The sequence below is a fragment of the Streptomyces sp. TLI_146 genome, assembly GCF_002846415.1.
In the GTDB taxonomy this organism is placed as follows: domain Bacteria; phylum Actinomycetota; class Actinomycetes; order Streptomycetales; family Streptomycetaceae; genus Streptomyces.
The window spans coordinates 3,630,584-3,649,634 of the sequence record NZ_PJMX01000001.1 but is presented as its reverse complement, the minus strand read 5'-3'; the positions used below and the strand labels follow the sequence as shown (position 1 = coordinate 3,649,634).

General features: G+C 73.9%; 13 protein-coding genes. 7 read left to right on the top strand and 6 right to left on the bottom strand.

All coding sequences use genetic code 11. The annotated features are described in order from the left end of the window. The first annotated feature begins 93 nt into the window (after positions 1–93). The 6 genes from BX283_RS16500 to BX283_RS16475 all read left to right on the top strand — a co-directional run bounded on the left by BX283_RS16500 (position 94) and on the right by BX283_RS16475 (position 7,392). Complete coding sequence (locus tag BX283_RS16500; RefSeq protein WP_257582943.1) at positions 94–1,770, top strand: GTPase; 1,677 nt, start codon at positions 94–96, stop codon at positions 1,768–1,770. 331 nt (positions 1,771–2,101) lie between these two features. After that, positions 2,102–2,713, top strand: a complete 612-nt coding sequence (locus tag BX283_RS16495) for a single-stranded DNA-binding protein (RefSeq protein ID WP_101392386.1) — start codon at positions 2,102–2,104, stop codon at positions 2,711–2,713. Positions 2,714–2,932: 219 nt separating this feature from the next. After that, positions 2,933–4,372, top strand: a complete 1,440-nt coding sequence (locus BX283_RS16490; protein WP_101388363.1) for an LAETG motif-containing sortase-dependent surface protein — start codon at positions 2,933–2,935, stop codon at positions 4,370–4,372. A 211-nt stretch (positions 4,373–4,583) separates the two neighbouring features. Further along, positions 4,584–6,248: an energy-dependent translational throttle protein EttA gene (gene ettA, locus BX283_RS16485; RefSeq protein WP_101388362.1), complete on the top strand. Its 1,665-nt coding sequence runs from the start codon at positions 4,584–4,586 to the stop codon at positions 6,246–6,248. 5 nt (positions 6,249–6,253) lie between these two features. Continuing rightward, complete coding sequence (locus BX283_RS16480; RefSeq protein WP_101388361.1) at positions 6,254–6,721, top strand: thioesterase family protein; 468 nt, start codon at positions 6,254–6,256, stop codon at positions 6,719–6,721. Beyond that, the gene (locus BX283_RS16475; protein ID WP_101388360.1) at positions 6,718–7,392 is read left to right on the top strand and encodes a hypothetical protein; all 675 of its coding nucleotides are present in this window, start codon (positions 6,718–6,720) and stop codon (positions 7,390–7,392) included. Before BX283_RS16480 ends, BX283_RS16475 begins: the two co-directional genes overlap by 4 nt. Before the next feature lie 267 nt (positions 7,393–7,659). On the opposite strand, the gene BX283_RS16470 is transcribed toward BX283_RS16475, so the two are convergent. From BX283_RS16470 to BX283_RS16455, 4 genes are all read right to left on the bottom strand, one after another. After that, on the bottom strand, positions 7,660–8,643 hold the full coding sequence (locus BX283_RS16470) for an ATP-binding cassette domain-containing protein (RefSeq protein WP_101388359.1): 984 nt from the start codon (positions 8,641–8,643) through the stop codon (positions 7,660–7,662). Beyond that, positions 8,640–11,363, bottom strand: coding sequence for an FtsX-like permease family protein (locus BX283_RS16465; RefSeq protein ID WP_101388358.1), 2,724 nt, complete (start codon positions 11,361–11,363; stop codon positions 8,640–8,642). Before BX283_RS16465 ends, BX283_RS16470 begins: the two co-directional genes overlap by 4 nt. 1 nt (position 11,364) lies before the next feature. Continuing rightward, positions 11,365–14,679 (bottom strand): FtsX-like permease family protein, encoded by a 3,315-nt coding sequence (locus BX283_RS16460; protein ID WP_101388357.1) that lies wholly within the window; start codon positions 14,677–14,679, stop codon positions 11,365–11,367. Positions 14,680–14,838: 159 nt separating this feature from the next. Next, on the bottom strand, positions 14,839–15,243 hold the full coding sequence (locus BX283_RS16455; protein WP_101388356.1) for a globin: 405 nt from the start codon (positions 15,241–15,243) through the stop codon (positions 14,839–14,841). A gap of 168 nt (positions 15,244–15,411) precedes the next feature. Here BX283_RS16455 and BX283_RS16450 point away from each other — a divergent pair, with 168 nt between their 5' ends. Beyond that, positions 15,412–16,383, top strand: a complete 972-nt coding sequence (locus BX283_RS16450; RefSeq protein ID WP_101388355.1) for a methyltransferase domain-containing protein — start codon at positions 15,412–15,414, stop codon at positions 16,381–16,383. Between the two features lie 19 nt (positions 16,384–16,402). Here the strand turns inward: BX283_RS16450 and BX283_RS16445 are convergent, their stop codons facing one another. Together BX283_RS16445 and BX283_RS16440 are read right to left on the bottom strand one after the other, a co-directional pair. Further along, a complete protein-coding gene (locus tag BX283_RS16445; protein WP_101388354.1) occupies positions 16,403–17,557 on the bottom strand; it encodes an FHA domain-containing protein in 1,155 nt (384 codons plus the stop codon). 106 nt (positions 17,558–17,663) lie between these two features. Then, positions 17,664–19,022, bottom strand: coding sequence for a VWA domain-containing protein (locus BX283_RS16440; protein WP_101388353.1), 1,359 nt, complete (start codon positions 19,020–19,022; stop codon positions 17,664–17,666). Positions 19,023–19,051 lie beyond the last annotated feature (29 nt).

Sequence of the window (19,051 nt, the reverse complement as noted above, 5' to 3'; positions counted from 1 at the left end):
GCCCCCGACGCGCGCGCGGCCGCCGGTGCCGGTCCCAGCACCGGCCCCGCGCGGTCCGCGCCCGCCTGGGACGACGGGCTGATCGCTCGAAGGGTGAACGAGCCCGCCGAGACGGAGGTTCCCGTCGAGGAACCCGAGCCGGTGGAGGCGTACGTACCCATCGGCGGGCCCTACGGCGGCGAGCTGCGCGGGCGCCTAGAAGCCCTGCGCGAGCTCGTCGGGCTGTCGCGGACGCGGCTGGACGGGAAGACGCTCGCCGAGGCCGGACGCGTACTCGACGAGGCCGCCGCGCGGCAGCGGCTGTCCGCGCGGCACACCGTCGTCGCCATCGCCGGAGCCAGCGGCAGCGGCAAATCCACCCTGTTCAACGCCCTCGCCGGTACGCACATTTCGGAGACCGGGCTGCGCCGCCCCACCACCGCCGCGCCGATCGCGTGCAGCTGGACGGACGGTGCGGCGGGTCTGCTCGACCGGCTCGGGCTGCCGGGGAGGCTGCGGCGCAGGCCCCTGCCCACCGACCCGAACGCCGAGGCCCTGCAGGGGCTGGTCCTCGTCGATCTGCCCGACCTCGACTCGGCGGTCGTCGAACACCGCCGCCAGGCCGACCGCGTACTGGCCCTGGTCGACGCGGTGGTCTGGGTCGTGGACCCGGAGAAGTACGCCGACGCCGTGCTCCACGAGCGGTATCTGCGGCCGCTGGCCGGGCACGCGGAGGTCACGTTCGTCGTGCTCAACCAGGTGGACCGGCTGCCCGGCGACGCCGCCGACCAGGTGCTCGACGATCTGCGCCGCCTCCTCGACGAGGACGGCATGGCACTCGGCGAGCACGGCGAACCCGGCGCCACCGTGGTGTCCCTGTCCGCCCTCACCGGCCAGGGCGTCGGTGAACTGCGCGACCTCCTCAGCCGGTTCGTGCAGGAGCGCGGCGCCCCGGAACGCCGGGTGGCGGCCGATCTGGACGCGGCGGCCGCCGGACTCCGTCCGGTGTACGTCGCGGACGGCCGTACGGGGCTGGACGAGCGGGCCCGGGAGGCGTTCACCGACCGGCTCGCGGCGGCGGTGGGCGCGGCCGCGGCGGGGGAGGCGGCCGAACGCGAGTGGCGCCGCAACGCGGGCCGCGCCTGCGGCACCCCGTGGCTGCGGCTCTGGCGCTGGTACGAGCGGATCCGCATCCCGGGCCGCGAGTCGCCCCTGCCCACTCCTCCTCCGGAGGAGGAGGTGACGGCCCGCCAACGTGTCGAACAGGCCGTACGCCTGGTCGCGGAGGAGGCCGCCACCGGACTGCCCGCCCCCTGGGCGCAGGCGGTGCGGGAAGCGGCGGTGCGGGGCGCCGAGGGGCTGCCGCAGGCCCTGGACGAGCTGGCGGTACGGGCCGAGCTGGAGCGGGGCACCTCGCCCAGGCCCGCCTGGTGGCCCGCGGCGGTGCTGGTGCAGGCGGCCATGACGCTGGTGCAGATCGTGGGCGGGCTCTGGCTCGCCGGCCAGATCGTGGGCGTGCTCCAGCCCGGACTCCTTGTGCCCGCGCTGGTGATGCTGGCCGGGATCGTCGGGGGCCCGCTGGTCGAGTGGGCCTGCGGGGTCGCGGCGCGCGGACCCGGCCGGCGCTACGGGCAGGAGGCCGAGCGGCGGTTGCGGGAGGCGGCGGCCGGGTGCGGCCGGGCGAAGGTCCTGGACCCGGTCGCGGCGGAGCTGCTGCGGTACCGGGAGGTGCGCGAGCAGTACGTGGCGGTGCGCGGCGGCGGGGCCGGGGTGCGGGCGGGGGTGTCGTGAGAGGGGGATGTGACGGGGTGACGTGAGGGGACCACGGGGCGGCCTGAGGGGACCGGGGCTCGTGACGGACCCCGCCCCCCTGCCGCCTGGTGGACCCCCGCCCACCCGCCGCCCGATGCACGCCGTCCCCGCCAACCCTCGTACGGGTGACGAGGTTTTCCACAATCGCCGGGTGGTCCACAGCCCTCGGCGCAAGGTCCTCCGCCCGGTCCAGCATGGAGATCGACAGCGCAAGGGTTCGATCGGCCGGCTGGGCCGGGCGGAGCTGCGAGACGGGGACGCCGTGCGTGCGACGGGTGCGCGCGGCCGGCATGACGGGGGAGTGGTGGGGATGAACGACACGCTGGTGACGCTGGTGGGGAACGCCGCGACGCGGGTGGAGTACCGGGAGACGGCGACGGGGGGAGTGGCCCGGTTCCGGCTGGCGGTGACTCCGCGCCGGTTCGACCGGCAGAAGGACGCCTGGGTGGACGGGCACTCCAGTTTCTACACGGTCTGGGCCTGGCGGACGCTGGGGCAGAACCTGGCGAGTTCGGTCGCCGTGGGCGAACCGCTGGTGGTGCACGGCCGGTTGCGGGTGCGTGACGAGGACCAGGACGGACAGCGTCGGTTCTCGGCCGACGTCGAGGCGATCGCGGTGGGCCACGACCTGACCCGGGGGACGTCGGCGTTCCGGCGCGTGGTGAAGGCGGATCCGTCCCTGACGGAGCCGCCCAAGGGCCCGGCGTGGGAGGGCGGTTCGCCCGTTTCGCGAACGCGGACAGCGGTGCCGCCCCCGGCTCCGACGGCCGCTGCGGGGTGGTCCGAAACGGGCGGTGCAGGTGCGGTAGCGGGGGGTGATGGGGCGGCAGGGGCGAGTCCGGCCGCGGCCGGAGAAAGCCCTGGTGAGGCGCGCGGGAAGGCTCCCGTGGAGCCGCCCGCCGTGGCCGCCGCAGCGCCCTGAACGTCCCGTTCCGTACTGGAGATTTGTCGATAACCCCAGGTGGGAACGGGTACCGGCGATAACGATTGCGATTCGGAATGGTTATCTGATCGCATGACAGGGGATCAGGAGGCTCGGCCTCCATAGGATTCCCGTTACTCACGGGGCACTTGAGTCAGCAGGCGAGGCACTTCCCCCACGCGCACGTACGCGAAAGCTCCTCGCCCGAAGGGGAATTCTGTGTTTTCAGTCGTTCACGGGCTTTCTGTACCCAAGTCTGTACGCAAGCGCGGCGCCGCACGCCTCGCTGCGGCTGTCGCTGTCTCGGGTCTGGTCGCCGGCGGCGCCATAGCCGGTGCGGGCGCGGCGGTCGCCGACCAGCCCGGTCAGCAGCACCAGGGTGGCGCGGTCGCCACCATCAAGGGTCTGGACCCGGACGCCTCGGGCAAGGCCGTCATCCACCAGCAGGGCGGCGACCGGCCCGTCTCGGCCGGTCTGTTCCAGATGGTCGTCGACGGCGGCGGCACCCTGCGTACGTACTGCATCGACATCCACAACCCGACCCAGCCCGCCGCGAAGTACCAGGAGACCCCCTGGAGCGGCACCTCGCTGAGCGGGAACCCCGACGCGGGCAAGATCCGCTGGATCCTCGAGCACTCGTACCCGCAGGTGAACGACCTGACGGCGCTCGCCAAGTCGGCCGGCCTCAAGGGCCAGCTGACCAATGGCACGGCCGCCGCCGCCACCCAGGTCGCCATCTGGCGCTACTCGGACCACGCCCAGGTCGACGCGGTGGACGCGCAGGCCAAGGACCTGGCGGACTGGCTGACCAAGTCCGCGCAGAACGTGGGCGAGCCCAAGGCCTCGCTGACCCTCGACAACCCTGCCGTCTCCGGCAAGGCGGGCTCCAAGCTCGGCCCGGTGACCGTCCACACCAACGCCGACAAGGTCTCGGTGACCCCGTCCGAGGAGCTCAAGGCGGCCGGCGTCAAGGTCGTCGACAAGGCGGGCAAGGCCGCCACGACCGCCAAGAACGGCTCGCAGCTCTTCTTCGACGTGCCCGCCGGCGCCCAGCCGGGCTCCGGCTCGCTGACCGTCCAGGCCACCACCCAGGTGCCGGTCGGCCGTGCGTTCGCCAGTGAGTCCAAGAGCCAGACGCAGATCCTCGCCGGGTCCAGCGACTCCACGGTGACCGCCGCGGCCAAGGCGACCTGGGCCAAGCAGGGCGCCATTCCGGCCCTGACGGCCGCGAAGAACTGCGCCAAGGGCGGCGTGGACGTCACGGCGACCAACAAGGGCGACGAGGCCTTCACCTTCAAGCTGGCCGGCTTCTCGTACACGATCGGTGCCGGCAAGTCGAAGACCGTCACCGTGCCGGTCGCCGAGGACCAGGCGTACGACTTCGTGATCACTGGGCCGAACGGCTTCAAGCAGGAGTTCAAGGGCGTCCTGGACTGCAAGACCGCCGGCACCCCCAGCCCCACCAAGCCGTCGTCGCAGCCCAGCCCCGCCTCGGCGGGCGGCACCTCGTCCGGCTCCACCACCGGTGGTGACCTCGCCGAGACCGGTTCCTCCAGCTCCACGCCGATGATCGCGGGCATCGCTGTCGCCCTGGTCGTCATAGGCGGCGGCGCGGTGTTCTTCCTCCGCCGCAAGAAGGCCGGGACCGCCGGGCACTGACCCCCGCGGCTCTGAGCCACCCCACCGTGGACTCAGAGTGACCACCCTGTGACAGTGGCCCCGGTGAGCGCAGGCACACCGGGGCCACTGGCGTTCCCGGACGGCGCCGGTCGGCGTTCCGTGGAAGTACCCGTTTCCGCCAGGGGGTGGCGGTACGGCAAGATGGGGTGTATCTGCCCACAGCCCGATTCACACTGCCGGACGGTTTCTCTTGGCTGAGTACATCTACACCATGCGCAAGACGCGCAAGGCGCACGGCGACAAGGTGATCCTTGACGACGTCACGCTGAGCTTCCTGCCCGGCGCGAAGATCGGTGTGGTCGGTCCCAACGGTGCCGGTAAGTCCACCGTTCTCAAGATCATGGCGGGCCTTGAGCAGCCCTCCAACGGTGACGCGTTCCTGTCGCCGGGCTACAGCGTCGGCATCCTCATGCAGGAGCCGCAGCTCGACGAGACCAAGACGGTCCTGGAGAACGTGCAGGACGGCGCCGCCGAGATCATGGGCAAGCTCAAGCGCTTCAACGAGGTCGCCGAGCTCATGGCGACCGACTACTCGGACGCGCTCCTCGAGGAGATGGGCAAGCTCCAGGAGGACCTCGACCACGCCAACGCCTGGGACCTCGACGCCCAGCTGGAGCAGGCCATGGACGCGCTGGGCTGCCCGCCCGCCGACTGGCCCGTGGTCAACCTCTCCGGTGGCGAGAAGCGCCGTGTGGCGCTCTGCAAGCTGCTGATCGAGGCGCCCGACCTGCTCCTCCTCGACGAGCCCACCAACCACCTCGACGCCGAGTCGGTGAACTGGCTGGAGCAGCACCTCTCGAAGTATCCGGGCGCCGTCGTCGCGGTCACCCACGACCGGTACTTCCTGAACAACGTCGCCGAGTGGATCCTGGAGCTCGACCGCGGCCGCGCGATCCCGTACGAGGGCAACTACTCCACGTACCTGGACAAGAAGGCCTCCCGCCTCAAGGTCGAGGGCCAGAAGGACGCCAAGCGCGCCAAGCGGCTCAAGGAAGAGCTGGAGTGGGTCCGCTCCAACGCCAAGGGCCGGCAGACCAAGTCCAAGGCGCGCCTCGCCCGTTACGAGGAGATGGCGGCCGAGGCCGACAAGATGCGGAAGCTGGACTTCGAGGAGATCCAGATCCCGCCGGGCCCGCGTCTGGGCTCGATCGTCGTCGAGGTGGAGAACCTCTCCAAGGCCTTCGGCGACAAGGTCCTCATCGACGACCTGTCGTTCACGCTGCCGCGCAACGGCATCGTGGGCGTCATCGGTCCGAACGGCGCGGGCAAGACCACGCTGTTCAAGATGATCCAGGGCCTGGAGACCCCCGACTCGGGCTCCATCCGGGTCGGCGAGACCGTCAAGATCTCGTACGTCGACCAGAGCCGCGCCAACATCGACCCCAAGAAGACCCTCTGGGCGGTCGTGTCGGACGAGCTCGACTACATCAACGTCGGCCAGGTCGAGATGCCGTCGCGCGCGTACGTCAGCGCGTTCGGCTTCAAGGGCCCGGACCAGCAGAAGCCGGCCGGTGTGCTCTCCGGTGGTGAGCGCAACCGCCTCAACCTGGCGCTGACGCTCAAGGAGGGCGGCAACCTGCTGCTCCTCGACGAGCCCACCAACGACCTGGACGTGGAGACGCTCTCCTCGCTGGAGAACGCGCTCCTGGAGTTCCCGGGCGCCGCTGTCGTGATCTCCCACGACCGCTGGTTCCTGGACCGGGTCGCGACGCACATCCTGGCGTACGAGGGCGACTCGAAGTGGTACTGGTTCGAGGGCAACTTCGAGTCGTACGAGAAGAACAAGATCGAGCGGCTCGGGGCCGACGCGGCGCGTCCGCACCGCGCCACCTACAAGAAGCTGACCCGGGGCTGATCCTCTTGGCTCGCCACATCTACAGCTGCCCGCTCCGCTGGTCGGACATGGACGCCTTCGGGCACGTCAACAACGTGGTCTTCCTCCGCTATCTGGAAGAGGCCCGGATCGACTTCATGTTCCGGCTGGCGCCGGGGGACGGCTCGCCGTCGTTCTCCGGCGGGTCCGTCGTGGCCCGGCACGAGATCGACTACGTACGGCCGCTGGTGCACCGCCACGAGCCGGTGACCGTCGAGTCGTGGGTCACGAAGATCGGCGCGGCGTCGCTGACGATCGCGTACGAGATCAAGGACCCCGAGCAGGTGTATGTGCGGGCGTCGACGGTCGTGGTGCCGTTCGACCTCGCGGCGGGGCGGCCTCGGCGGATCTCCGCGGAGGAGAAGGCGTTCCTGCAGGAGTACGTGGAGGAGCCCGAGGGCGGTCGTGGCGGTCGCGGTGACCGCGGTGATCGCGTGGAGCGGGCCGCTGCATGACCGTGAAGCTGGGCTTCGCCGATGCCGGGGAGGTGGCGGATCTCGCCGCCTTCCTGGCCCGGCTGATCCACTACGACCGGTCGGCGGCCGTCCGGCTGCAGGCCGGGGGCGGTGCGCTGGCGGTGTTCGGGCGTCCGCCGGCGTTCGAGGTGCTGGCGATTCGTACGGTGCGGCTGGACGCGGTGGTGGAGCTCGACGTCACCGTCTCGGCGGGTGATCTCCTTGAGGCGCTCGACGAGCCCGCGTCCGCGGTGGTCGTTCCCGCCGCCGTGACCGGGCCGCCGTGGGCCGGTGTGCTGCCGCCGCGCGGTGGCTGGCGGCAGCTGCCGGGGCTGCCCTCGGCCGCCGAGATACGTGGCGTGGTCGCGGCCGCCGTCGCGGAGTTCCGGGCGCGGGACGAGGCGTTGCCCGCGGAGGCGCGTACGCGGGCCGAGCGGGATCGGATCGGGCGGGAGATCTGGTCGCGGACGCTGGGGGGTACGGAGGTGCCGCTTCGGGTGGTGCATGCGGCGCAGTCCCTGGGGTTCTTGCGTGGTTCCCCTGAATCCGGTGGATCCGGGGCGGAGTTGGCGTTGTTGGGGGCGGGGCCGTGGTTGCGGCTTCGTACGCCGTATGGGTCGGTTGCGGTTCGGAAGGTGGGGGTGGGGGCGCTGCCGTTGTCTCCGCTTTGAGGGCCCCACCCCGCCCCTTCACCTAGACCCTCCGGGGGTGGGTGGGGGGTTGAGGCTCGCTTCCCGGGGGCTGCGCCCCCGGACCCTGTTGGCGGGGCCTGCGGCCCCTGCACCCCGCTGTGTTCGTCTGCGGGCCGTCCCCAACTGGTCGCGCAGTTCCCCGCGCCCCTTGAGTGCTCGGCTTCGCCATCGCCCGTACCTCCTAGGGGCGCGGGGAACTGCGCGAGCAACCCACCACACACCCGCAGACGAACCCCGGGCCCTGTCCTACGCGTCCGGCCACACCTGGATATGGTCCTGTTCCAGTTCCAGCAGTACCCGGCGTTCCATCCCCAGCGCCTCCGTGTACTCCGCGGGGAGTTGCAGGCGGCCCGCTCTGTCGAGCATGGCGTATTCGCGGGAGATCACGGACTCCTCGCCCGTGTGTTCGTCGAGGTGGGTGCGGCGCAGGACCTCCGTGGAGGTGCGGCCGTCGCGGATGGCCACCGTGCGGCGGACCTCGTTCGCCACCGTCTGGTCGTGGGTGACGATGACGATCGTCGTCCCGAGCTCCTCGTTCGCCGTGCGGAACGCCGCGAAGATCTGTTCCGCCGTGGCGGAGTCGAGTTCGCCGGTCGGTTCGTCGGCCAGGAGCACCGAGGGATTGTTGGCCAGGGCCACCGCTATCGCCACGCGCTGCTGTTCGCCGCCGGACATCTGGTGCGGGCGGCGGTCACGGCAGTGGGCCACCCCCAGCAGGGTGAGGAGTTCGTCCGCCCGGGGCGGTTTGCCCTTCGCGCCGCCCCTTCGGCGGCCGCGGAGCTGGAGGGGGAGGGACACGTTCTGGGCGGCGGTCAGGTAGGGGAGGAGGTTCCTCGCCGTCTGCTGCCAGACGAAGCCCACCACCTCCCGCCGGTAGTCCAGCCGCGCCTTCGCGTCCATCGACAGCAGGTCCCGGCCCGCCACCTTCGCCTGGCCCGCCGTCGGCACGTCCAGGCCCGCCAGGATGTTCATCAGGGTGGATTTCCCGCTGCCCGACGCTCCCACCAGGGCCATCAACTCGCCCTCGGTGACCAGGAGATCAAGGCCCTGCAAGGCCTGGACCTCCACGCCATCCGTCGTGAAGATCCGGACCAGCCGGTCGCAGGCGATCAGGGCGTCATGGCCGTACGCCGGGCGGTCCCGCCGCGCGGCCGCCCGTTCCTCCAGTTCGGACAGCGTCCGCACGGCCGATCCCGCTCCCGCCGACGCCCCCTCCCTCGTCCCCGTCATCTCGTATCTCCTGCCCTGAGTTCCGTCACCGAGCCGCGTCGGCTCGTCCACCACGCCTGGGTCGCCGCGACCCCGACCGCCAGCGCCACCACGCACACCGCCGGTATCAGCAGGGACATCGGGTCCGGCCGTAGATCACCGCCCGCCGAGGCGGTATGCGCGGACGCCGCGAGGGCCAGGCCCGTCAAGTCCACGCCGGGGGAAAGCAGTTCCGTCGCTGCCCAGCCCGTCAGGGCGCCGCCCAGTGCGGCCAGTACCGCCTGGGGCAGCGCCTCCAGGATCAGCAGGCGGCGGCCCTGGCGGCGGGTCAGGCCCATCGTCCGCAGCCTCGCGAGCAGCGCCGAACGCTCCGGCGCGCCCCGCAGCAGCGAGAGCAGCAGCGCCAGCACCGCGTACCCGGCGCCCGCCGCCACCGCGGCCCCGTACACCCGTTCCGCGCCCGACTGGAGCGGTGAGTCGACGAGCTTGCGGCGCGTCTCCGTGCGCAGTTGGACCGTGGGCCGCTCCCCGGCGGTGCGGGGAGTCGTCACCGTGCGGCGCAGGTCCTCCCCGTCCACTCCGGTCCCCGCCACCAGCAGCGTCGTCGGCTCCCGTGCGCCGAGACCGGCCGTGTCCACCAGCAGGAAGTCGCTGCGCGGGACGGCGGGCGTGCGCTCGCGGACGCCCACCACCTGGACCATCAGACGGTAGCCCGCCACCCGTACCTCCCTCGGGCCCCGGCCCAGGCCCGCCGCCACCTTCGGTGACGCGATCGCCGCCAGGGCCTTGCCGCCGGGGCGGGCCTTCAGCTCGTCGGCCCCGAGCGCGCCCAGGCCGGTGCGGTCCGTGAGGCGGGCGTACGCCGACGGGTCCGCGCCGATCACCGCGATGCGGTCGCCGTCCGGCATCTGCACGCCGTACTCGACGCGGGCCGCCACCACCTGCGACACCCCGTCGACCTTGGCGACCCGGTCCGCCAGGCCCGGCGGCAGCGGGGTCACGCTGTCGACCCGGGCGTCCGCGCCCGTCGAGTACAGCGCCGCCCGTTCCCGCGCGTCCGCCACCCCGGCGAGCACCGAGCCGCCGAACGCGGCCGTGGTCAGCGCCGTGAGCAGGGCGAGCAGCGGGAGCACTCCGCCGCCGGGCGCGCGGCCCGCGCGGGCCAGCGAGAGGAAGCCGACCGTGCTGCGCAGCCGCGCGGCCGGGCGGGCCGCCCAGCGCAGGGGCAGCGGATACAGCCGTACGAGGACCAGCGCCGCGATCACGCCGATCAGCACCGGCGCCGAGCTGACGAGCGTGTCGGAGCCCGCCGCCGTGCTGCGGCGGCGCAGCGCCACCACCGCGCCCACCGCCAGCACCAGCAGGGTCAGTTCGGCCACGGTACGGCGCCGGGAGGGGCGGACGCGTACGAGGTCGTCGCGGTCGGACGCGGTGCGGACCGTACGGTGGGCGGCCATCGCCCGTACCGGGAGGGCCAGACAGGACACCAGCGCGACCGTGGTCACGGCGAGTACGGCGGGGACGATTCGGCCGCCGCGTACGACCAGGACCGCCAGGCCCAGGCCGAGCGCCGCCGAGGGGACCGTCACCACCGCCGTCTCGGCGGCCAGCCGGCCGCCGATGCCGGGCAGCGAGCCGCCCCGGGCGCGCAGCAGGGCGAGTTCGGTGCCGCGCCGGGCCGCCGCCAGGCCGCCCGCCATCAGCAGGACCACGGCCGCGACCGTCGCCGTGCCGAAGGTGGCGACCGCGATCACCGGGGTGATCGAGTCGCGTACGGAGGTGTACTCCTCCAGGATCGCGTCGAGTTCGGTGGAGACCGTGGTGCCGGGGCCGACGAGCAGGCGCAGGGCGGCGAGCGCCGGGCCGCCTTCCAGGGAGGCCACGGAGGTGGTGAGGCCGGGCAGCCGGCGGGCGTTCATGGCGTGCGCGGCCGGGGCGATGTCCGCGTACACCTCGGGGCTGCCCGCCGCCTGGAGGAGAACGGGCGCCGAGCCGTCGCCGAGGATCAGGCCCGCGTACCAGTAGTGCGGCTCGTCCGGCTTGGGGGAGGCCGGGACGAGCTGGGGGTCGCGCAGCGCCGGTGCGGAGCCCCAGTAGCCGGCCTCGGGAAGCAGCGGCTGGACGACGCCGGTGATGCGGATCGCCAGCGGCTCGCCCTTGCCGCCCGGCACATGGACGACCGAACCGGGGGCCATGTGCAGCGCTTTGGCGGTCGACGCCGTCACCACCGCCTCCGCCGTGTGCGAGGCCACGTCCGCCTTCGCCGTGGGCAGGCGTCCGCTCACCAGCCGGGCGTGGTCGGAGAGCGAGGACCGGGAGGCGATCAGCAGGCGCGGCGGCATGCCCTCGGGCCTCGGCAGCCAGGAGTCCAGCGGGTCGGTGGCGGGGATCTTCTCCGTGGTGCGCACCCCGTACGCGGACTGCGCGCCGTCCGCCCGCAGCGGTGCCGGGATCGCCTTGAGCTGTTCCCGGTAGGCCTCTTCCATGGCCTGCGGGCCGAGCGCCGGATCGCGCGGGTCGCCGCCCAGGGGCATCGGGCCGGCCAGCCGGATCACCGAGTTGTCCGGCGCCGCCGACGCCACCGCGTGGCGCAGGCCCCGGTCCTCGTACGCGTCCACCCCGCGCGGCAGCGCCGCGGCCAGGAACGCGGTGAGCAGCACCAGCAGGGCGAGCGCGCCCGCGGCGCCCGGCGCGGTCCGCAGCCGGGTGCGCACCCAGGGGGCAACGGCCTTGGCAGTCATGTCAGTTGTCCCCCTGGTGGCGCAGCGAGACCGCCGGGTCGGTCCGCCGCAGCGCCAGCGTCGCGACGATCAGCAGCGGTACGGCGGCGACCCCCGCCAGCAGGACGGCGAGCCGCCCGGCGGGCAGCTCCACCAGCACCTTCGGCACCGGCTGGGTGGCCTGCCCGGTCAGCACGATCAGCGGCACCACGGCACGCGTCAGCACCTCGCCCAGGGCGAGGCCCACGAGCAGCGCCAGCGTGATCAGCACCCCCTGCTCGGCCGCGATCAGCCGGGCCAGCTGGCGGCGCGGGGCGCCCAGCGCCCGCAGCACGGCGAACTCCGCGCCGCGTTCGCGCAGCGAGCCCGCCGCGGCCACCGCGAAGCCGACCGCCGCCAGGGCCGCCGCCACGATCGCGGCGGCGACGAGCGCGGCCTGCGGGCCCGCGCCCAGCGGGTCGTCCCGCAGCTGCTCGGCGACCTCCGCACGCACCACCACCTGCTGCGGGTCGATGTCCGGGCGGGCCCGCAGCGCCGCCGCCGCGCGGGCCTCGTCGCCGGGGTCGGTGGCCAGCCACCATTCGGTCGGCGCGAGGCTGGTGCCCGCGTCGACGGCGAGCCGCTGGTTGACCGCGTTCAGGTCGAGCAGGAGCGTGCCGCCGTCGCGGCCGCCGTCGGCGGTGGTCCCGGCGCCGGGCCCGGTCGTGGGGACCTCGGCCATCCGGTCGACGACCTTCGCGCGCAGGGTCTGCCCGGCCAGGACCGCGGTGACGGTCTGCCCGACCCGGGTTCCGCTGGAGGCCAGGTACCGGTCGGTGGCGATCGCCGTCAGCGCGGGCGGCGCCGGGCGGACGGCGGTGAGCCGCACGGTCCGGCTCGGAATTCCCGCCATGGAGCCGGCGACCTCCAGGGTCGACCCCGTCGAGTACGCCAGCGACAGGGTCCGCCCCTCGGTCCGCGGGGTCAGGCTCATCAGGCCGCGCGGCCCGTCGTCGGACTGGTGCGCGGTGGCCTGCCAGCGGTCGGCGGCGGGCAGCGCGACGGGAGCGGTGCGCCCGTCGCGCGTCACGGTCCGCAGGTCGCTCACGGTGAGGCGGTGCTGCTCGGGCGTCTCGTACGGCACGTTGAAGTCCAGCTCGAAGCCGGTGAGCGCGAGCGGCCCGGCCGGGCGGCCCACCGGTGCGCCCGCCGCCAGGTCGAGGGAGATCCGGCGCTCGGCCGGGCGCCCGTCGGCCTCCAGGTTTCCGGCCGGAAGGCGGTACTGGACGCCGAAGCGGTCCTCGACCACCGCCGTCAGGTTCACGGCGACCCCGCTCGGGGAGGCCCCGCCGGGGCCGCCCCCGGCGCCGAGCCGCAGGCCGAGGCCGAGCTCGGCGGCGTCCGCCGGGAGCAGCGCACCGGGCCGGGCGGTCCGGCGCGGGGTCAGCTCGCCCAGCAGCTCGCCCGGGGGCCGGTCGCCGAGGTCGTGGCGGAGCAGCAGCCCATCCGTGTGCGCGGTGTCCAGGGCGAGCACCGTCCCGGAGCGGTTGCCGGAGAGCTGCACCGAGGAGCGCGCGGCCGGGGCCACCGTCCGTACGCCCGGGACCTTGTCGTACGAACCGGCCTGCCCGAAGCCGCTCAGGCTGGAGCCGAAGACGCGTACCGAGGTGCCCGCGCGGAAGTCCGCCTGGTCCTCCTGCGAGCGGTCCCAGGAGGCGGACTGCCCGATCGCCAGCATGCCCATGGCGACCGCGAGCACCAGCAGCAGCACCGGGCCCGCGCCGCGCAGCGGGCGGCGGCTGAACTGCCAGCCCGCCAGCGCCGCCGGGAGCCCGCGCCCGCCCGCCGCCCGCCGTTCGGCGAGCTTGGCGGCGGGCGGCAGCAGCCGCAGGGTCAGTACGGTCCCGGCGAGCAGCGCCAGCGCGGGCGCGGCCACCAGGAGCGGGTCGATGCCGAGGGAGCCCGCGCGGTCGCCGCTGAGCGCCCCGGAGCCGGAGGTCTGCCGGTCCAGCTGCCAGTAGGCGATCCCGGCGATCACCAGGAGCCCGATGTCGGCCCCGGCGCGCACGGTGGCGGGCAGCGCCGCCGCCCGGCCCCGCGAGGCCCGCCCGGCCGACAGCGCCGGGGCCACCACGGCCGCCGCGCACCCCAGCGCGACCAGCGCCGCCACCAGCCACACCGTGCCGGTCGGGCCGGTGTCGAGGCGGATGCCGATCCGGGCGAGCGGGCCGTGGCCCGCCAGGAGCCGGGTCAGCGGGTCGGAGAGCAGCGGTGCGCACACCGCCGCCGGGGCGGCGAGCAGCAGCGCCTCGGTCGCGGACAGCCCGAGCAGCCGGGCGCGGGAGCCGCCGCGCGCCCGCAGCAGCTCGGTCTCGCCGGTCCGCTCGCTGCTCAGCAGCCGGGCCACCAGCAGCAGCGCGTACCCGGCGAGCAGCACCAGTTGCAGGGCCACGATCAGCAGCGTCGAGCGGGAGACGAGCAGTGAGCGCTCGGCCCGGTCGAGTACGTCGGGCAGCGCGGTGGCGGCGGTCGCGTCGCCCGCGAACACCCCGCCCTCCACCAGGGACTTGGGGCCGCGGGTCGCCGCCGCGCGCAGGGCGCCGATCCGGTGGGTGGTCAGGGTGGAGAAGTCGGCGGAGGCCAGCCAGGACGTCTGGCCCGCGCTGAGGCGCCCGCCGGTGAGCGCGGTGGGATCGGTGAGCAGCGGTCCGTACGTGGTGAAGTTGACCCGGCGCGTGCCCCGGCCGCCGAGGTCGTCCAGCTGCCAGTACGCCTCGGTGGCGTCGACGGGACGGTAGACGCCGGTGACGCTGACCCGCACGGCGGGACCGTTCAGCCGGTCGGTGAGGGTCAGCGCGACGGGCCAGTGGCGCAGGCCCAGCTGGGCGGCGGCGTTCTCGGGGAGGGCGGCCTGGATCTCGCGGCCGGTGCCGGGCGGGGCGGGCCAGCTGCCGCCGGTGAGCCGGACGCGGGTGCGGTCGACGGCGGCGAAGAGCGTGAGGTCGGGGTCGGTGCCCTTGCGGGCGTCCGGCGACTGGAGGGTGCGCGGCAGCGCGTACGGGCCGGACTGGGTCAACGTCCTTGTGGTGACCGGGAGTCCGTCGAAGGTGCGGCGCGCGCCCTCGCGTACGGCGTCGTCGGCGGCCTGCCGCTTGGCCTCGGGGACGGTCGCCTTGACGATCAGCGAGGCGGGCGCGGCCGACCTCGTCGCCAGGGTGTGGCGCAGGGCCGCGTCGCCGATCGAGCCGGAGAAGGCGGTCAGGGCGGCCAGGACCGAGGTGGTGAGCAGGACCGCGAGGAGCGCGGCGGCGAGCAGCAGCCGGTGCGCCCGCACCCGCAGAAACACGAACCCCGTCACCCGGCCCCCTGGTTTGCCCCCGAAAGTCTGTCCGGATGCTTTCAGAGGGCACGGGCCGAGGGAAACCGCTTGCGGACCGACCTTGCCCGATCGTGACCGGAATGCGATGACGGATTCCCGCATTCCGGGGTCGGGAGGGGCGGAACGTGAACTTCCGGTCTACTCCGCCGTGTTGACCATCGAGGCGGCGGCGTACGTCAGATAGTTCCAGAGCGTCGTCTCGTGCTCCTGGGAGAGCCCCAGCTCGTCGACGGCGGTACGCATATGGGTCAGCCAGGCGTCGTGCGCGGCCCGGTCGACGGTGAACGGCGCGTGGCGCATCCGCAGCCGGGGGTGGCCCCGGTGGTCGCTGTAGGTGCGCGGGCCGCCCCAGTACTGGATCAGGAAGAGGACGAGCCGCTCCTCGGCCGGGCCCAGATCGCCCTCCGGGTACATCGGCCGCAGCAGCGGGTCCTCGGCGACGCCCTGGTAGAACCGGTGGACCAGGCGCCGGAAGGTCTCCTCGCCGCCGACCTGCTCGTAGAAGGTCTGCTCCTGAAGCGTGCCGTGCGGAATCTCGTTCACCTGTGTATGCCTCGCAATGTCATTCGGCCCGGCCCCTGGGCTCGGCCGGGGGTCCGGGGGTTGTCCCCCGGGAGATGCAGCACGTGTCCATGGTCTCAGACGCCACGACCGAGGACCGGGGACGTAGGACCACTCGCCTCCCGGGCCCGGGCGCAGCACAGTGGACATATGGGCGCACACCGGGATCCGGCCGCCGGGGCGCGGGCCGTCCTCGTCGCGGAGATCGTGGCCGGGGGCGCGCTCGCCGACCCGGCCTGGCGGGCCGCCTTCGAGGAGGTGCCCCGCGACCTCTTCGTGCCGTACTACTTCGTGGGGCGCCCCGGCGGCTACGAGCGGCTGTGGGGCCAGGACCCGGACCCGGACCGGCGGGCACGCTGGCTGGAGGGGGTCTACACGGACATGCCGCTGGCCACCCGGGTGCGCGACGGGGAGCTGCTCTCCTCCAGCAGCCAGCCGTCGCTGATGGCCCGGATGCTGGAGGTCCTGGACGTACGGGACGGGCACACGGTCCTGGAGATCGGCGCCGGGACCGGCTACAACGCGGCGCTGCTCAGCCACCGGCTCGGCGCGGAGCGGGTCACCACGGTCGACCTGGACTCTGAGATCACCGAGTCGGCCCGGGCGCATCTGGCGGCGGCGGGCTACCGCCCGGCGGTGGTGACCGGCGACGGGGCGCGCGGCTGCCCGTCCCGGGCGCCCTTCGACCGGATCATCGCCACCTGCACGCTGCCGTCGGTACCGGCCGGGTGGCTGGCGCAGTGCACACCGGGCGCGCTGATCGAGGCCCCGCTGGCCACCGGGCTGATCCTGCTGAAGGTGCGCGACGCCGGGTACGCCGAGGGCCGCTTCCTGCACACCCCGGCCTACTTCGTACCGCTGCGGGGCGCGGCCCCCTCGCCCGGCGCCTCGTACACCGCCGGCCTGCCCCGTCCGAGCCTGGAGAACGAACTCTTCCGCTTCCTGCTGGCGCTCACGGCGGACAGCCTGGACCCGTACGAGGCGTACGAGCTGTGGCGCCGCGAGGGAAGGCCCGTACGGGAACGCTTCGGCGTGACGGTCACGGACGAGGGGCAGTGGGCGTGGCTGGACGACCCGCAGGGGCCGCACACCTGGCCCCTGCGGGATGTGGTGCCCCGTTAGGGGCCGCGCGGAACCGGGCTCAGCCCCGCCGCACGGTCAGCGTCGTCCACGCGCCGACGTGCACCCGGTCGCCGTCCTGGAGCGGCACCGGCACATACGGCTGGATGGGCTCCTCCGCACCGTTGATCGTGGTCCCGTTGGTCGAGTTCTGGTCGACCACCGCCCAGCTGCCGTCCGGCTGCTGGACCAGGACCGCGTGCTGGTGCGAGACGCCCGGGTCCTCCGGCGGCACGGCCAGGTCGATGTCGGGCGCCTCGCCGGTGGAGTGGCGGCGGCGGCCGATGGTGAGCTGGTTGCCGGTGAGCGGGCGCTGCTGCTCGGGCGAGTACGCGGGCAGGTTGAGCCCGGACGCCTCCGGCCCGCTGCGCTGCATCATCGCCATGAAGTAGTCGCGGTCCGGCCCGATGGTCACCGTCCAGCCGAGCTGCTGCTGCGGCGGCGCCTGGAACTGCTGCTGCGGCGGCTGGGGTGCCTGCGGAGCCTGCGGCGCCTGGGTCTGCTGCTGCGGCGGCTGCGGCTGCGAGGGCGGCTGGATCATCCAGTCGTCGTTCTCGGCCCGGGCCGGCGCCTGCACCTGCGGGAACGCCGGAGGCGCGGGCGGCCCCGCCTGCTGGAAGACCGGCGAGGGCGGCGGCCCCTGCTGGAAGTGCGGCGGCGGACCCTGCCGCTGCGACGGGTCACCGCTGGGCGGTGGCGGCGGCCCCTGGCGGAACGACGGCGGGCCCTGCTGCGCGGGGTCGCCGGTGAGCGGCTCGGCGGGCCGGTTGACCTGCGAGGGCCGCGAGCTCTGGTACTCAAACGGGTCGCGCTGCGGCTGCGGCTGCTGCGGGCGCGGCGGCGACTGGAAGCCGGGCGGCAGGTTGAGGCCCTCGCCGCGGCCGGGGGCCGGGTTGGGCGCCAGCGGCGTGTACGAGGTCGCCGTCTGGGTGAGGTAGTTCCAGCGGCACTCCTCGCAGAAGGGCGTGTTGCCCTCCCGGGGCGTGCGGCACTGCGGGCAGAGCTCCGCCGGGGCGGCGGGGGCCTCGGGGGCGGGGTAGCCGTAGCCGCCCTGCGGGGGCGGTCCCGGGAAGGCCGGCGGGGGCGGGGGAGGCGGCGGCACGGCGCCCATGCGATGGCCGCAGACCTCGCACCAGTCGTCGGAACCCGACTGGTGTCCGTTCGGGCAGGTCGGCATGGAGTCGCTTCCCCCTCTCCTCGTCCGGCCCCTCGGGCCGAGGCACTCAAGTGGTTTCGCTGCCGCGTACCGCTGGGTGCGGCGTCGCTGCTGGGCGTTTCTCGGGCTACTTCTTCACGCGTACGGTCTTGGTGGAGCGGGTTTCGAGAGTCATCTCGTCCGCCTCCGCGACCTTCGCCTTCAGTCGCACAGTACCCGTCGCCTCGTCGACGACGTCCACCACCTTCGCGAGCAGCTTCGCCGTATCCGCGTTTCCGGAGGCCGCGGCGAGCTGGACGGCGCGGCCGAGCTTGGCGGTGGCGCCATCGATATCGCCCGACTTGCGGGCATCCAGTCCCTGTTGGATGACTTGCGCCAGTTCGGCCTGGCCCGTGTAGTGGGCGACCTGGGGGTTGATCGCGGTGGAGGCGGCCATGTCCTCGGTCCACACCGCGCGGACCAGCCCCTGCGACAGCGTCTGCGGGGTGCCGCCCGCCGGGTCGGGCAGGATCAGCGAGACCCGGGCGGCGAGCATCTCCTGGCCGATCCCGGCCTCCGGGACCTGGACGCACACGTGGTAGTCGCGCGACTCGTCGCCCCACGAGCCCGTCGGGTAGTCCCCGGAGCGCGGCCCCGCCTCGGTGCGACGGCCCGTCAGCTCCTCGACGGTGGGCGCGACCTGCTTCACGAACTTGATCTCCACGCCGACCGGGGTCCACAGCCGCAGCGCGACGTCCGCGACCTCCTTGCCCATCGCGTCCTCCATCATCCGCGTGAAGTCCGCGGCCAGGCCCGAGGGGTCGGCCACGATGTCGGCGGTGCCGAGCAGCGCGGAGGCGATCTGGGTGACCTCCTTGACCTCCCAGTCGGTGCCGACCCCGCGCGCGTCACAGGTGAACCGGCCCGCGCAGGCCTCCAGCGCCGCCGCCAGGTCGGCCGGCGACTCGTGCTCGTTGCGGCCGTCGGTGAGCAGGATGCCGTGCCGGATCGGGGTGTCGGCCGAGTTCAGCAGCCGGTCGGCGAGCCGCAGCCAGGTGCCGATGGCGGTGCCGCCGCCCGCGCTCAGCTTGCGCAGCGCCTCCTTGGCCTGGGCCCGCGACTGCGCGTCGGCGGTGGCCAGGCGCCCGTCGCCCGGGTAGACCTCCTTGGCCTGGTGGGTGCCCGCGACCACCGCGAACGCCACGCCGTCGCGCAGGGTGTCGATCGCGGCCGCCGTGGCGTCGCGCGCGTTGCGCATCTTCGTCGGCGGGTAGTCCATCGACCCCGAGCAGTCGACCATGATCACCACGGCGGCGCCGGGCGTCTGCCCCGGTACGGCTGAGGGCGTCAGCGCGGCTCCGGTGAGCGCCGCCCCGCCGACCGTGCCCCCGCCCGTCGACGTCACGGTGACGATCGCGTTGACCTCGCGGCCGCCCTCCGGCAGATACTCGTTCTGGTAGACCTCGACGGAGAACCGCGGCGCGTTGGGCTTGGAGAAGTTGGCCATCTGAAGGGCTCCTTGAGGCTTCTGGGCCT